The sequence below is a fragment of the Paenibacillus sp. SYP-B3998 genome (assembly GCF_010820665.1).
In the GTDB taxonomy this organism is placed as follows: domain Bacteria; phylum Bacillota; class Bacilli; order Paenibacillales; family NBRC-103111; genus Paenibacillus_E.
Map to the genome: position 1 here is coordinate 216850 of NZ_JAAIKC010000007.1, position 13605 is coordinate 230454.

The 13605-nt window shown below is 46.0% G+C and carries 17 protein-coding genes; 12 read left to right on the forward strand and 5 right to left on the reverse strand.

Annotated elements, in window-relative coordinates:
- Position 1: 1 nt before the first annotated feature.
- The gene (locus tag GK047_RS18815) at positions 2-577 is read right to left on the reverse strand and encodes a hypothetical protein (protein WP_163950160.1); all 576 of its coding nucleotides are present in this window, start codon (positions 575-577) and stop codon (positions 2-4) included.
- A gap of 101 nt (positions 578-678) precedes the next feature.
- On the opposite strand from GK047_RS18815, the gene mutY reads away from it, so the two are divergent.
- Positions 679-1803 (forward strand): A/G-specific adenine glycosylase, encoded by a 1125-nt coding sequence (gene mutY, locus GK047_RS18820; protein WP_163950163.1) that lies wholly within the window; start codon positions 679-681, stop codon positions 1801-1803.
- 12 nt (positions 1804-1815) lie between these two features.
- Here the strand turns inward: mutY and GK047_RS18825 are convergent, their stop codons facing one another.
- Complete coding sequence (locus tag GK047_RS18825) at positions 1816-2499, reverse strand: Crp/Fnr family transcriptional regulator (protein ID WP_163950166.1); 684 nt, start codon at positions 2497-2499, stop codon at positions 1816-1818.
- Between the two features lie 228 nt (positions 2500-2727).
- Between GK047_RS18825 and GK047_RS18830 the strand changes: the two genes are divergently transcribed.
- A complete protein-coding gene (locus GK047_RS18830) occupies positions 2728-3075 on the forward strand; it encodes a hypothetical protein (protein ID WP_163950168.1) in 348 nt (115 codons plus the stop codon).
- A gap of 37 nt (positions 3076-3112) precedes the next feature.
- Here GK047_RS18830 and GK047_RS18835 read toward each other — a convergent pair whose 3' ends face one another.
- Together GK047_RS18835 and GK047_RS18840 are read right to left on the reverse strand one after the other, a co-directional pair.
- Positions 3113-3724, reverse strand: coding sequence for a superoxide dismutase (locus GK047_RS18835; RefSeq protein ID WP_163950171.1), 612 nt, complete (start codon positions 3722-3724; stop codon positions 3113-3115).
- 88 nt (positions 3725-3812) lie between these two features.
- Positions 3813-4010 (reverse strand): hypothetical protein, encoded by a 198-nt coding sequence (locus tag GK047_RS18840; RefSeq protein ID WP_163950174.1) that lies wholly within the window; start codon positions 4008-4010, stop codon positions 3813-3815.
- A 461-nt stretch (positions 4011-4471) separates the two neighbouring features.
- Here GK047_RS18840 and GK047_RS18845 point away from each other — a divergent pair, with 461 nt between their 5' ends.
- From GK047_RS18845 to GK047_RS18890, 10 genes are all read left to right on the forward strand, one after another.
- Positions 4472-4903 (forward strand): GNAT family N-acetyltransferase, encoded by a 432-nt coding sequence (locus GK047_RS18845; RefSeq protein WP_163950176.1) that lies wholly within the window; start codon positions 4472-4474, stop codon positions 4901-4903.
- A gap of 144 nt (positions 4904-5047) precedes the next feature.
- Positions 5048-5602 carry a DUF402 domain-containing protein gene (locus GK047_RS18850; RefSeq protein ID WP_163950179.1) on the forward strand — a complete coding sequence of 185 codons (555 nt, stop codon included), beginning with the start codon at positions 5048-5050 and terminating at the stop codon, positions 5600-5602.
- Between the two features lie 4 nt (positions 5603-5606).
- Positions 5607-6200 (forward strand): signal peptidase I, encoded by a 594-nt coding sequence (lepB, locus tag GK047_RS18855; protein WP_163950183.1) that lies wholly within the window; start codon positions 5607-5609, stop codon positions 6198-6200.
- Positions 6201-6236: 36 nt separating this feature from the next.
- Positions 6237-7397: a tRNA epoxyqueuosine(34) reductase QueG gene (gene queG / locus GK047_RS18860; RefSeq protein WP_163950186.1), complete on the forward strand. Its 1161-nt coding sequence runs from the start codon at positions 6237-6239 to the stop codon at positions 7395-7397.
- 78 nt (positions 7398-7475) lie between these two features.
- The gene (locus GK047_RS18865; RefSeq protein WP_163950189.1) at positions 7476-8021 is read left to right on the forward strand and encodes a methylated-DNA--[protein]-cysteine S-methyltransferase; all 546 of its coding nucleotides are present in this window, start codon (positions 7476-7478) and stop codon (positions 8019-8021) included.
- 5 nt (positions 8022-8026) lie between these two features.
- Positions 8027-9061, forward strand: a complete 1035-nt coding sequence (locus GK047_RS18870) for an HD-GYP domain-containing protein (protein WP_163950192.1) — start codon at positions 8027-8029, stop codon at positions 9059-9061.
- An 89-nt stretch (positions 9062-9150) separates the two neighbouring features.
- Positions 9151-9360 carry a YneF family protein gene (locus tag GK047_RS18875; protein WP_163950194.1) on the forward strand — a complete coding sequence of 70 codons (210 nt, stop codon included), beginning with the start codon at positions 9151-9153 and terminating at the stop codon, positions 9358-9360.
- Positions 9361-9482: 122 nt separating this feature from the next.
- On the forward strand, positions 9483-10061 hold the full coding sequence (locus GK047_RS18880; protein ID WP_163950196.1) for a TetR/AcrR family transcriptional regulator: 579 nt from the start codon (positions 9483-9485) through the stop codon (positions 10059-10061).
- A 21-nt stretch (positions 10062-10082) separates the two neighbouring features.
- Positions 10083-10670: a GTP cyclohydrolase I FolE gene (folE, locus tag GK047_RS18885; RefSeq protein ID WP_163950199.1), complete on the forward strand. Its 588-nt coding sequence runs from the start codon at positions 10083-10085 to the stop codon at positions 10668-10670.
- A 258-nt stretch (positions 10671-10928) separates the two neighbouring features.
- A complete protein-coding gene (locus GK047_RS18890; protein ID WP_163950202.1) occupies positions 10929-12248 on the forward strand; it encodes a deoxyguanosinetriphosphate triphosphohydrolase family protein in 1320 nt (439 codons plus the stop codon).
- Between the two features lie 38 nt (positions 12249-12286).
- Here the strand turns inward: GK047_RS18890 and GK047_RS18895 are convergent, their stop codons facing one another.
- A complete protein-coding gene (locus GK047_RS18895; protein ID WP_163950206.1) occupies positions 12287-13306 on the reverse strand; it encodes an alpha/beta hydrolase in 1020 nt (339 codons plus the stop codon).
- Between the last annotated feature and the right edge of the window lie 299 nt (positions 13307-13605).

Below are 13605 nucleotides of genomic sequence, written 5' to 3' on the forward strand. Positions count from 1 at the left end.
CTTACTTCCCCCAAACCCGCAGCATATAAGCGCTAACGAGTAGGCTGATCCCACCCATTCCTTCGAGCACAACGGCGGAGTAGCCGAGATACCATACGCCCATAATTGCGGACAAGGTGAATAACCACAGTCCCAAATAGACAAGGGGTTTTCCCAGCAAAAGTCCAAACTGGACGAAGCCAATCGCCAAGATGAAGGCCCGCAGCACCGGCGTGAAGAGTGGCCCGATAGCGCCAATTGCCTCAAGCAGCGCGACCGCTGCAATGAGCAGCGCCCCGGGCAGCAGCAGAAAGATAGGGTGCCCCCAACCACTGCGGTCACTTACTTGAACCCCTGATCCACTTTCACTGCGAGACTCCTTACGTAGGTTCCAAATTTGAATTAAGCTGGCCGCTACAGCCGTAATTAAGACCGCTTGCTTGAGCCAATCGAAGTTCCGCCAAACAATAGCGAAATCAATTAGAGCGCTGAAGATCCACGCTATGCCCCAAATGCTTAATAGCGGCAGCAGCGCACGCGCTTCTCCGATCCAAGCTTTTCTTCTATTTACCAAATCTGTTTGCTTTGCGTTCTGCATACATTCACCTCTAGTTTTCTCTTCCGAACTTCTCGTATAATGGTAACATATATCCATGCATCTATTATAACTTGATCGTGTCTTATAGAGAAGGAGAGCACATGTACAGCGAAGAACAGAAACAATATTTTTCACAGAACTTGCTGAACTGGTATCACATACACAAGCGTGATTTACCTTGGCGAAGAAGTAAAAACCCTTATTATATATGGATTTCTGAGGTCATGCTGCAGCAAACGCGGGTAGATACGGTGATCCCTTATTTCCATCGTTTTATAGAGCAGTTTCCGACGGTCGAGGCGCTGGCGACTGCACCAGAGGAAAATGTGTTGAAGGCATGGGAGGGTTTAGGCTACTACTCGCGTGCGCGTAATCTGCAAAATGCGGTAAGAGAAGTTCATGAACGTTATGGGGGCGTAGTCCCTCAGGAGAAAACAGAGATCTCCTCGCTAAAGGGAGTGGGTCCTTATACTTCGGGGGCTATTCTTAGTATTGCTTACAACAAGCCAGAGCCTGCCGTTGACGGCAACGTGATGCGGGTATTGGCTAGGTATTTTTTAATCGAAGAAGATATTATGAAGCCTGCAACTCGAGTACGAATGGAGAAGTTGGCCCGTGAACTGATTATGGAAGGAACAGCACGTGATTTCAATCAAGCGCTGATGGAGCTTGGGGCTATGGTATGTACGCCGCGCTCTCCGCATTGCTTAACGTGTCCGGTCATGGCGCATTGTTCAGCGCGTGATGTGGGCATGGAGGAAACGCTTCCTATCAAAAAGAAAGCAAAACCCCCGCGCCCTGAGTTGAGAGCAGTAGCTTTCATTGAAGGTACAGGTGAATATGATGGGAAATGGCTAATTCGTCAGCGCCCTCAGGAGGGTTTGTTGGCCAAAATGTGGGAACTGCCACATGTAGAATGGCAATTGTCTGACTGGCAAGCCGATGCCTATAACATGAATGAACTTCGCCAGTGCCTAGCGGATCAAGAGCAAATCGTTATTAGTCCTGAGGACTGGCTCATGGATGCTGAACATGTATTTAGTCATATTGTTTGGAAAATGAAAGTATATCGCGCTAAGCTAGGGGACGCGAGTCGTCCGCGTGACGGTGATGACTGGATTCCGTTCCACTATCGCTGGGTAAGCATGGACGAGCTCCAGCAATATGCGTTCCCTAATGCCTTCGTGCGTATCATTAATGCGTGGCAGGAGCAGCGCAAAGATTAATCGATGAAGTCATTAGCGAATATCTCGCTTAATGGCTTCTATGTTTTTAAGCGTGATGAGCTTCTTATCAATCTGGATGGAATTTTCGTCTATAAGCTCTTGTAGCACTTTAGTTACAGACTCTCTTACCGTGCCGACCATATTAGCTAACTGCTGATGGGTTAGCTTCACATTAATAAGCAGGCCATCATCGGTGGGAATACCATGCTGTTCGGAAAGGCGGATAATTGTTTTCATAATGCGAGAACGAACGCCTAAAAAGGTCAGATCGTAGATTTGCTCATTGGCTTTGCGTAAGCGCTCCATCGTCGTTTCTAAGAGCTTTAAGCATAGCTTAGGGCTCTTTTCCATGAATTGCGCGAAGGAAGAACGTTTCAGTGCATACAGTGTGCAGGCCTCTAGGGCTTCTGCTGTGGCGGACCTTGTTAAACCAACACTAATTAACGCCATTTCTCCGAAAAAATCCCCTTCCTGGAAGAGAGCTAGAATGATTTCCTTGGCATCATCCAAGCGGTAAATTTTGATGACTCCCGATTTGATGAGATATAATTCATCTCCCACTTCGCCTTCCAGGAACAAAATAGTTCCTTTTTTAACTTTTCTCTCCACGAACAAAGGGGTTAAGCCTAGCAAATCTTCTTCAGAAAGTTCCTGAAGGAGAGGGACATTTTGAATTAAAGCAGCGATCGTTTTCATCAGGTATTCATCTCATTTCAGTCATAGTAAACGACCAGTTGTTATTTGAAGCGGATTCGATATCAGTATGGACAAGCCAGACCCTATGAATATGGTACAGCTTTAGAGCTTTTACGTAAAGAATCTCCAACAGGATTTATTCTTAATAAAAGTTAGTAGGCTCTTGATAAATTCTATGAAAATTGATAAAAATGTAATATAATGGTTAAAAATGGAGGGGGAGATATCGTGTCTAGAGGGTTGGCTATATTTTGCAGCGAACTTCTCACAAAACAAGAAGTGTTGGACTTCGTTTCGGAAAGCTGCAACGGTTTTCTGAAGTGGCCAGAAAATCCAATAATATGGCAAGGTGTATTGGAAAGCGAGGAGGGAACTGTAAGGGTACACTATAGTAGTGATTTGCAAATGTGGTCAGAGGAAACAGCATTCTTGAGAGAAACCTACAATTTTATTACGAGTACGATTTTAAGTGTGGAGCCTATCAGCGGGGAGCAGTCAGAGGATATGGCTACGGATTTTTGTATTGCTTTTATATCACGCTATCCTCATTCTATTATGCATCATAGGTATAAATAGCTTAAAAAAAGGCGGCCCCTGGGGGTCGCCTTTTCACTTATTTTGCTGCGTCGTAACGTTTGCCAACTTCGGACCAGTTCACAACGTTCCAGAACGCTGCGATGTAGTCAGGGCGTTTGTTTTGGTAGTTCAGGTAGTAAGCATGCTCCCATACGTCAAGGCCAAGAATTGGGGTTTCGCCTTCGAAGATCGGGCTATCTTGGTTAGGCAAGCTGTATACTTTAAGCGCGCCGTCTTTACCAACTGCAAGGAACGCCCAGCCAGAGCCGAAACGAGTTGTTGCTGCCGCTGCAAAAGTTTCTTTGAACTTGTCGAATCCGCCAAGCTCGCTTTCGATTGCTGCTGCAAGTGCGCCAGTAGGTGCGCCGCCAGCTTCTGGTCCGATCGTTTCCCAGAACAAGGAGTGGTTAGCATGTCCGCCGCCATTGTTGCGAACAGCTGTGCGGATATCTTCCGGTAAGCTGTTAAGGTCAGCGATCAAGTCATTCAAGGATTTTTCATGAAGCGCAGGGTGTTTGTCCAATGCTGCGTTCAGGTTTGTTACATAGGCATTATGGTGACGATCGTGGTGAATCTCCATGGTTTTTGCATCGATATGTGGCTCGAGTGCATTATTTGCGTACGGAAGAGCTGGTAGTTGATGTGCCATTGTATAAAATACCTCCTAAAAGTATGTAGTTTCTACTCCTTCATTATGAAGGAATTTCGATAATAAAGCAACATATATGTTTACTAAGTCAGACGCCTCGGCGCTCAATCTCTTGGATGATTTGTGTATGGATATGCGTTCCTTGCTCATTAAGCCAAGGAGATAAATCGCTCATTACTTTGTGATTAAAACGGAGTTCAATTTCCGTCCATTCACTCGGCTTCATAGAGCTTAGTTCCTGAAAATCTCTCGCATCATAGGATCTTGGTTCGCGAATATTTGTCATGGTTTCACCTCCTAGGCGTTGTGCTTAAGTAAAATGGGCAGCGCTTGAACATTCCTACTATAAACTCCGAAATTCTTTGACTTTTTATGCATACCTGTCCAAAATGCTTGAATACTTTGGGAATTGCTTTTCAAAGAGTGGGTGCAAGGCGATACTTAAAACCACTTGTCGCTATATAAAAAGACGAAAAAAGTGGCCGTCAGCACGATTCGACAACTTTCTTAATACAGCCACCAAAGAAGGCAGCAAGCCAATCAGTTGTTGGACAAGATTGGGAACTTTTGCATTAAAACCTTGCAAACGCTTGCAATTAAGCGCTTTCAAGAGAAAAAGCGAAAAAAACATAGTTTTTTGTGAAATTTAACACTTTTTCAGCAGGATTTCGGATTTTTTTGTCGTATTTACTAATTCACTAGAAAATGATTCCGAAAAAATTCATATGGAATTGGGAGAGAAACCGTATGCACGTTCGTTCATTTCAGCTCGGAGATACTTCTTCGGTAACTACACTATTGCAGGATGTACTATCGGAAACCTGCTATGAAGAAACGATGGAAGCATTTGCTCGTCAGTTATCTTGGGACACAGAGCTTGTCCTTGTAGCTGAAGAAGATGCAGAAATCGTAGGCTTGATTATCGGCACTATCGATAATAACAATGGGTACTACTATCGAATTGCAGTTGCAACAGAGTATCAGCGCAAGGGTATCGGCAAAGCATTGATCGAAGCCATGAAGATGAGGTTCCTCCATCGGAACGTGAACAAAATTATGGTGACTGTTGATGTGCATAATGAGATCGTACTGCCTGTTTATGAATCAGCGGGGTACAGCACATCAGATTTTTCGCGGACTGCGCATCGGCTCAGCATCGTGAAAAAAGTCAGTGTTTAACAGACACATTCTTTGTTTAAGAAATTTGAAATGATCGGACCATGGAAGCATATCTTTTCCGCCGTTGCAATTGGGGAGAAGATATGCTTTTCTATATAGTAATGGATCGAATATCGGCAGGAACGCATAGAGGAGCTTTGAGACATGGATGTATTCACGCCGTATGTGATAAAAAGTTTCAAACACGATGGACATCTTCACCGTATGTGGCTCAGTAATTGGCGAGTTCCGGAAGAGATCCTTCATGCTGACCATCGGCAGCAAGAGATGATGGTATTTATTAATAGTCAGACGAAGATTCAGGAAGCAGACGGCAAAGAGTGGGTGAGCCGCATTCCCGGGGTTTCTTTTTTTATTCCTAAAAAGTGGTTCAATATTGTAGCGCTCATTGAGGATAGTGGGATTAGATATTATTGTAATATTGCCTCTCCACTTTACGTTACAGGACAAGTATTGACTTATATTGATTACGACCTTGATGTCATTCGGATGCCGGATGGTTCTGTTCATGTTGTTGATCAGGAAGAATATGAGCATCATAAGCTGAACTATCACTACTCTGCACTTGTAGAAGAGAAGGTGCAAGAGGGGCTTGCAGCTGTGCTGGAGTTGTTGCATGCAGGCAAGCCGCCCTTTCAAGACGATCTGGTTATGTCTTATTACGAGCAATGGGAAAAGCAAAAGAACGGAGGGACCTGAGTGGATGTTTGTGCCAAGGAATGAACAGAACCATACTGTCTCTAGGTCAGCGATGGATGCGGAAGGCAAAAGCTTTACTCATGAGTTGTGGGATTGGACGAAGTCGATCCTTGTAGCTCTTCTTGTTGTCATTCTTTTTCATCAGTTCGGTTTCAATCTCTCGACAGTGAGAGGCAACTCCATGCAGCCTACGTTACAAGAGGGCGAGTGGTTATTTGTGAATAAAGCAATTACCTATGTGAAAGCACCTCGGCGAGGCGAGGTCGTCATTCTAAAGGAGCCTGAGGAGCAGCTCGTAGCGAACCACCCGTTTCTGGTCAAAAGGGTCGTCGCCATCGCTGGTGACGAGGTGGAAGGCCGAGACGGCCTTCTTTATGTGAACGGCATCGTCGTTGAGGAACCCTACACCGACACGCCCATTCTTGACGGGGATTTTGGCCCGATGCTTGTCGGGCAGGGTCACGTTTTCGTGATGGGCGACAATCGTCATGCGGCGGCAAGCGCAGATAGCCGTCGGTTCGGGGCAGTGCCCACCAGTCATATTCAGGGGCGGGCGGAATATGTCTTGTGGCCATTCTCCATGGCTACGAAGCTCTAGGAGGAAGCGTCAACCAAGAAACGAGAGGTGAAGGCTATGGCGGTTTCCATCGCAACAGGGACAGATGCGAATTGGCGCACTATCAAACAAGAGATCGTGGAAGCCGCGTCATCCCTCGGTATCGATAAAATTGGCTTCACGACAGCGGAGCCTTTCGCGGAACTTAAACACATTCTTCTCCAGCATAGGGAGAAGGGTTATGAATCGGGCTTCGAGGAGCCAGATATTGAGAAGCGGGTAAGCCCGGAGCTCAGCTTCGACGCTCCGAAGTCGATCATCTCCATAGCGGTCGCCTACCCATCGAAGCTGCCTAATCCTCCACGCTCGGAGCCAGGGGCATATAGAGGGATCATTTCGCGCGCCTCATGGGGCAGCGATTACCATGATGTGCTGCGCGATCGACTCTCCAAGCTAGAGGCCTTCATTATGGAGCGAGTGCCTGATGCGCGTATGCAGAGCATGGTCGACACGGGCGTGCTCGTTGATCGTGCCGTTGCCGAGCGGGCGGGCATCGGCTGGAGCGGCAAAAACTGCGCCGTCATTACCCCCGAGTGGGGATCGTGGGTGTATTTAGGCGAAATCATTACGAATATCCCCTTTTTATCCGATACATCTATTATGGATCAATGCGGAGACTGCACAATATGTATCGATGCGTGTCCAACGGAGGCTCTCGTAGGGCCCGGGCAGCTTAACTCGAGCCGCTGCATTTCCTTTATCACCCAGACAAAGGGGTATGTGGAGGATACGTATAAGCTGAAGATCGGCAACCGTCTCTACGGGTGCGATACGTGCCAAGTTGTCTGTCCGAAAAACAAGGGATTGAATTGGACTCATCAGCCAGAGCTGCAGCCAGACCCAGAGAAGGTCAAGCCTTTGCTAATTCCTTTATTAACGATGACAAATAAACAATTTAAGGAACAATATGGGCGCATTGCTGCTTCCTGGAGAGGGAAGAAGCCGATTCAGCGCAATGCGATCATTGCGCTCGGGAACTTCAAGGATCAGACTGCCGTGCCAACCCTGTCGGAACTGCTTCTCACGGATCCGCGTCCAGAAATTCGGGAGACAGCAGCCTGGGCACTTGGGCGAATCGGTGGAGAAGAAGCTGCGACTGGCCTTGGGAAAGCGTTAGAAAGCGAACAGGAGCCCGCAGTTATGCAAGCTATTCGCAAAGCTCAAGACGTCCACTTATGAAGCGCGCGCTTCTTTCGAAAACGCAGCATGCTTTTACGAAGGAATTTTTCTTGCGGAAAATGTTAAGGAGGGACGAAAATGACGCAAGGTGAAGGAGTTCTTCACTATTTGGAGGTTTCCTCTCCCATTGGTTCTCTTGTGCTTGTCGCTAATAGTCGCGGGCTGTGTTCGATTAAGTTCGGCACCTTCGCAAACAATCAAGAGAAGCTGCAAATTTGGGCGATTCGTTGGCTTGGGCCGCATAATTGGCAAGAAAATGAAGTCCGACTACGACCGGTGGCACTGCAATTAGAGCAATATTTCCGAGGCGAGCGATCGATCTTTGAGGGATCGCTTGATCTGCATGGAACTGATTTTCAGAAACGTGTTTGGCAAGCGTTGCTGACCGTGCCCTACGGGAAAACAGCTTCTTACAAAGATATTGCGGAAGCCATTGGTTCACCTAAAGCAGTAAGAGCTGTTGGAGGAGCTAATAACCAGAATCCAATTTCCATTATCGTTCCTTGTCATCGTGTCATTGGAGCTAGTGGAGAGTTGGTTGGTTATGGTGGCGGACTTGATACGAAAGTTACTTTATTAGCACTAGAAGGAATGCTTGCAAACAAGACAAATATCGTGGAGTGAATCCTATGAAATATGTGCATTTGGATTCCGTTGAATCGGGTCAATATTTAGGACGAACGATATTTTCCAGCAACGGAGCCGTATTGCTTTCTGAAGGCGTGCAATTAACGGTTTTTATGATCAATACGCTTAATCGAATCGGAGTCACGATGATCTACATCAAAGATCTTGAAACCGATGATATCGAAATTCCAGAGATCATCTCCGAAGAGACCAAGCGCAATGTAATGAAGCGGATGAGCGATACGTTCGATTCTATCCGGTCAGGTAAAGAATTCAATACGCGATCGATGAGCATCTCGATTAATTCATTACTAGACGAAGTGATGAAAAATAAAGATTTACTCGTGCAATTATCGGATATTCGCACGAAAGATAATGAGATGTATGTTCATGCCACCAATGTTTGCATGATGTCTGTTCTTATGGGTATTAATATGGGTTTTTCTATTACTCAGCTGAAAGAGCTCGCGATTGGAGCACTTTTGCATGATATCGGCAAGATTGAGCTTACGACAGAAGATGAATCTACTGACCCAAGAAAACATCATACGTGGAGGGGCTTCGAGCTGCTGAAGAGTAAGCGGGAGTTCAGTCTATTGATTGCTCATGTCGCTTTCCAGCACCACGAAGCACTCAATGGCGAGGGCATACCGCGAGGATTGATGAGTGAAGAAATTCATCTTTATGCCAAAATTACGGCTGTAGCAAATATGTTTGATAATCTCCTGTTTGATGTTTCATTGGGCCGCCGTATGCTGCCTCATGAAGCATGTGAGCACATGATGGCACTTGCCGAGACGAAGTTGGATCGAGATGTGCTCATTCAATTTCTGAAAATCGTCTCGATCTACCCGACGGGAGCCTCCGTGAGATTGTCGACTCGTGAATCAGGTGTCGTGGTTGGACAGCATCGAGGACTGCCTAGTCGCCCTATTGTGAGGATCGTTAAGCAGGATGCTCAAGATAAGGAATTAGAGATTAAAGAGATCGATTTAGCCAAGCATACAACGATCTTTATTGAGCAGGTACTTCTGTAAATTCATTCATTTGTAAACGGATGAATAGAAATGCTATGATGGAGCAAACAAACCATTTTATTAATAATGTACAAGCAGGGGGCAAGCTTATGTGGAGTATTATTATTCCAATTGTTACGCTGATTATCGGTTTGGTGGGAGGCTTCTTCATCGGGGTTTTCTACTTGAAAAGGCAAATGGAAAAGATGCAGAATAATCCAGAAATGCTGCAAAAAATGGCTAAGCAAATGGGTTACAATATGAATAAGCAGCAAATGAACAAAGTGCAGAACATGATGAAAAACCAAAAATGGAAATAGCACCATCGTAGTGTCTAAAGGGCTGTGCAGTCAAACCGTATATGCGGTAGGCGGCATGAGCCCTTCCTGTTACCGTTCGGTATGACTAGGACGTACCAGTACTATCCAGAGGTGGCACAATCATGGCGAACAATAAAGAACGAATTATGGAAGCTGCGATGGATTTATTTCATGATCATGGCTTTCGGGGCACAGGTCTGGAGGACATCCTGACAAGCAGCGGAGTATGCAAAAGCAATTTTTATTACCATTTCAAAAGCAAAGAAGAGCTTGGTGTGAAAGTCATTGAGCGTAAAATGCAGGAGATGCGGGAATTCGTATGGGGACCCAGTCTAGGGAACCTGCAATTGACCCCAAAGCAGCGTGTGGTTGAATTGTTTGAGCGGATGCTGGCATTTTGTGAGGAAAATGCGTGCCGCAAAGGCTGTTTTTTCGGCAACATGTCGCTTGAGCTCAGTGACCGCTCTGAGGAGCTGCGGAAGCCGTTAAGCCGCTTCTTCAGCGAACTGGAGACGAAGGTTGAGGGATGCTTACAGGAAGGTCAGAGCCAAGGGGAATTATCATTGCAAGGCTTGACACCTTCAGAGGTTGCTCTTCCTATCGTATCGCTTCTTCAGGGCGGAATGCTGCTGACGAAAACGCATAAAGACAGTGCGGCGCTGCGCGACAGCATCAAGCTGCTTACCTTTTGCATTGGGTAGAGGAAGAGGAGTGAAAGAAAGATGGCATCTATAGATTACAAAAATACGAGAGTCGCCGAAAATCGCGAGCTCATTGAACAGCATGTTAAAGAAATTTTGCGCTTAATCGGGGAAGATGTGGATCGCGAGGGACTTCTTGATACACCGGCTCGGGTAACCCGGATGTATGAGGAAATTTTTGCGGGCTATGACGCAAATCCGCGTGATGTGCTGGGTGTTACGTTCGACGAACAGCATGAGGAACTCGTCATTATTAAAGATATCGTCTACTACAGCCAATGTGAGCACCATATGGCTCCTTTTTTCGGCAAGGTGCATGTGGGCTACTTACCGAGTGGGAAAGTGGCTGGATTGAGCAAGTTTGCTCGTCTGGTCGACGTAGTGACGCGCAAGCTGCAAGTACAGGAGCGGATCACTTCCGAAATTGCAGACATCTTGGATGACGTGTTGAAGCCGCATGGCGTCATGGTCGTCGTCGAAGGAGAGCATATGTGCATGTGCTCCAGAGGGGTTAAGAAATACGGCAGTCAGACGGTAACGTCTGCTGTGCGCGGTTCTTTCCGTTCCGATCCTACGCTGCGTTCCGAATTTCTGTCCTTGATCAAATAAAATAGGGTTTCAGAGGGGATGTGCACAATGACAATTGTCTTGTGCAGCATCCCTTTTTTTCGAGCAAGCTGCGGAATGACTTGTTGTACAGTCAGCAGATATAGTATTCTTTAACATAAATATGAAACCTCAAGTGACTATCGGATAGGCATTAGCATAAATGGATAGGAAGAAAGAGGGCTTACGAAGTGGCTTGTTGACATGGAGGAGAGGGTATAATCTCTGCTCATGCAACAGCTGCTAGAGGGAGGACAGCTTATGGACAGCATTCGGAAATATAGACCTGGAGAGGCGGCTTCCTCGAAAGTGAGTGAAGAACGGGATGAATTTGAAAGAGATTACGCGCGCATGATTCAATCACCTGCGTTTCGTCGGTTACAGGGGAAATCGCAAGTGTTCGGGGCTGGCTCAGGTGATTATTATCGTACAAGGCTTACTCATTCGCTTGAAGTAGCACAAATTGCTCGTGAAGTGGCTAAGCGGTTAGACCGCACGAATCCTTTTTTGAAAAAAAGAGAGCATCTAGGCTTGATCATCGATCCGACCGTTGTGGAATGTGCGTCGCTTGCGCATGACTTTGGGCATCCGCCCTTTGGCCATAAAGGGGAAGAGGTACTCAATCATCTTCTACTGAGAGATTATGGATTGAAATATGAAGGTAACGCGCAAAATTTCAGAATCCTCATGTTTTTGGAAAAAAGAGCGGGCAGCGATAGCGGTTTAGATCTGACGGCTGCTGTACTCTTAGGCATTAATAAATATCCGTTTCTTCTTGAAGATGAGGGCAGGCTGAAAGGCGTGTATGGAGCAGAGTGGGACGTTATTCGCGAGCTTCGAACACTTTGGAAAATGCCAGAGGGGTGTTCCACACTTGAAGCACAGCTAATGGATTTATGCGATGATATTGCTTATTCAACTCATGATATCGAAGACGGCATTCGCGCTGGGAAAATCCAAATGAACGCTACCTTCTTTGAAGATCAGAGGCTGCTTCGTCATCTTGTGATGGAGGTATTGAACGACCCGAACAACAAGAAATTCGGTTGGGAGCAGGTCAACATTGAACAAATGGTACGGCAGGTATTATCGAACTATTTAGATCAATGGCAAGAAATTTTCAGTGAATGCAACCGCGAGGAATCAAGAACCCGAAGAGAAATGAAAGCACGCTGGGTCAGCTCATTTGCGAATCGCGTGGACATTATTGACGACGCCGTCAAAGGCTGGAAGAAGGTTACCCTTGTCAAGGATGACGCGGAAGATCTGGATTTGCTGCGGACGATGGAAATATTGAAAAAGCTAGCATGGGTTACGCTTATCAAAGATTTCCGTGTGCAGCGTCTTCAAAAGCGCAGCGAAATTATCGTAGAGAGCCTGTGGAACTCATTCATTGATCCAGATAAAGGGCAATGGATTATCCCCCCAGACTGGATGGATAGCTATGAACGGCACAAAAACCAGTGGAGCTGGCCGCGTTTTATTGCCGATTATATATCGGGGATGACGGATGCCTACGCGGAAAAAGTATATGCTGAGTTATTTGCCAGTAAATCTGGCTCGATTTATGAGATGGATTAGAAGCATATAAAAAAGGCCGCCCCCGAAAGGGGGCGGTTTTATAGGGAGGAGGGAATACCAAGGCTAGCTTGCTGTGGAGCTGCAATCTCCTTAAGGAAATTGAGCGTCCTTTTGACATAAGCTTGCGGTTCGGCGCGATAGAGAAGTTCATGTTGTCCGTTCGGAATAATCCAAAGTTTCGTATCGCTGTCGTCCTTCTGCTTGCTGAATACATCCTCAACCATGCCGTACGGTGCTTTACTATCATCAGTGCCATGAATAAAGAAGATAGGCATCGGGTAAGATTGGCTAGTCACCTTATTATAGGGAATTTCATGTAAGCTCACGCCATTGAGAAGCGGGAAGAACAAGCGAACCAGCGGTAATGACGGGAATTTAGGAACGTTTACGTGCTGCTTCATATTATGATATAAGGTGTCTGGATTAAGTAGAAATGTACTGTCTAAGATCATCCCTGAGATATCATCGCCGCTTTGGAGCGCGGCCTGCAGGGCAGTTCCCGCACCCATGGAGAAGCCCCATATGTAGATAGGACCATCAGACAATTGTTTCATATAGTCAATTGCTCCTAACAGCTCTTGGGATTCTTGAATCCCGCCTGTCATTAAGCGTTCGCTGCCAGGATGCACATATCCGTAATCAAACATCAGTACATTGTAATTTTGCAAATGAAGTTCTCGGGCTAAGCTGTAGATCGGAACCCAAAGTTCTTCACGGTTCCCGCCATAGCCGTGCGAGAAAATAACCGTTTTGTTGGAATCCCCGGGAATAAACCATCCATCTAGTTTGGATTTATCATTGCGGCTAGGGAAAGATACATTGGTGTAATGGAGTCCAACCGCTTGCATCGGGTTGGAATGGAGCGGATCAATATGCGGCCGCGCCAACGTCCAAGCCATATAAGCATGGAAGGCAAGCAGCAGAGAAGTGCATAATACAAAGAAAGAGATAATGATGGTTAGAATCAGCCTCTTTTTACGTAGTAGCGGTTTGGCAATGACCTGATCCAATGGTGATTCTAGCGGACCAGTTCTAGGTGTTAGTGATGTAGTCGACATGGCGGATTCCCTCCCTCATCTTCAAAATCGGTAACATGTTGCCCTGGTGTCTGGTCGAGGAGTCAGGGAAATTATGTAAAATTAACGGAATATTCTGATAAAATGTTCTGTACTTTAATGTTAATCTGTATGCGCTTACAAGTCAATGAAGGTGCGGGAATTGTAAGCCCGCTGTAACCTTTCTGTAACAATGAAAAAAACAGTTGTTTTATCTTTACTGGACATTGAGGTTTGGTTATACTAGAGATGACAGGGTTTCATATAATGAAACTTCGTCCTATTTTTCTTGAGTCTATAAT

Coding starts and splice junctions, on each gene's coding strand:
- GK047_RS18825 (WP_163950166.1), bottom strand. CDS start 2,499: ATGAAAACGATCGCTGCTTTAATTCAAAATGTCCCTCTCCTTCAGGAA.
- GK047_RS18815 (WP_163950160.1), bottom strand. CDS start 577: ATGCAGAACGCAAAGCAAACAGATTTGGTAAATAGAAGAAAAGCTTGG.
- lepB (WP_163950183.1), top strand. CDS start 5,607: ATGTTTGTGCCAAGGAATGAACAGAACCATACTGTCTCTAGGTCAGCG.
- GK047_RS18895 (WP_163950206.1), bottom strand. CDS start 13,306: ATGTCGACTACATCACTAACACCTAGAACTGGTCCGCTAGAATCACCA.
- GK047_RS18875 (WP_163950194.1), top strand. CDS start 9,151: ATGTGGAGTATTATTATTCCAATTGTTACGCTGATTATCGGTTTGGTG.
- GK047_RS18835 (WP_163950171.1), bottom strand. CDS start 3,724: ATGGCACATCAACTACCAGCTCTTCCGTACGCAAATAATGCACTCGAG.
- queG (WP_163950186.1), top strand. CDS start 6,237: ATGGCGGTTTCCATCGCAACAGGGACAGATGCGAATTGGCGCACTATC.
- GK047_RS18845 (WP_163950176.1), top strand. CDS start 4,472: ATGCACGTTCGTTCATTTCAGCTCGGAGATACTTCTTCGGTAACTACA.
- GK047_RS18870 (WP_163950192.1), top strand. CDS start 8,027: ATGAAATATGTGCATTTGGATTCCGTTGAATCGGGTCAATATTTAGGA.
- folE (WP_163950199.1), top strand. CDS start 10,083: ATGGCATCTATAGATTACAAAAATACGAGAGTCGCCGAAAATCGCGAG.
- GK047_RS18840 (WP_163950174.1), bottom strand. CDS start 4,010: ATGACAAATATTCGCGAACCAAGATCCTATGATGCGAGAGATTTTCAG.
- GK047_RS18890 (WP_163950202.1), top strand. CDS start 10,929: ATGGACAGCATTCGGAAATATAGACCTGGAGAGGCGGCTTCCTCGAAA.
- GK047_RS18880 (WP_163950196.1), top strand. CDS start 9,483: ATGGCGAACAATAAAGAACGAATTATGGAAGCTGCGATGGATTTATTT.
- GK047_RS18865 (WP_163950189.1), top strand. CDS start 7,476: ATGACGCAAGGTGAAGGAGTTCTTCACTATTTGGAGGTTTCCTCTCCC.
- mutY (WP_163950163.1), top strand. CDS start 679: ATGTACAGCGAAGAACAGAAACAATATTTTTCACAGAACTTGCTGAAC.
- GK047_RS18850 (WP_163950179.1), top strand. CDS start 5,048: ATGGATGTATTCACGCCGTATGTGATAAAAAGTTTCAAACACGATGGA.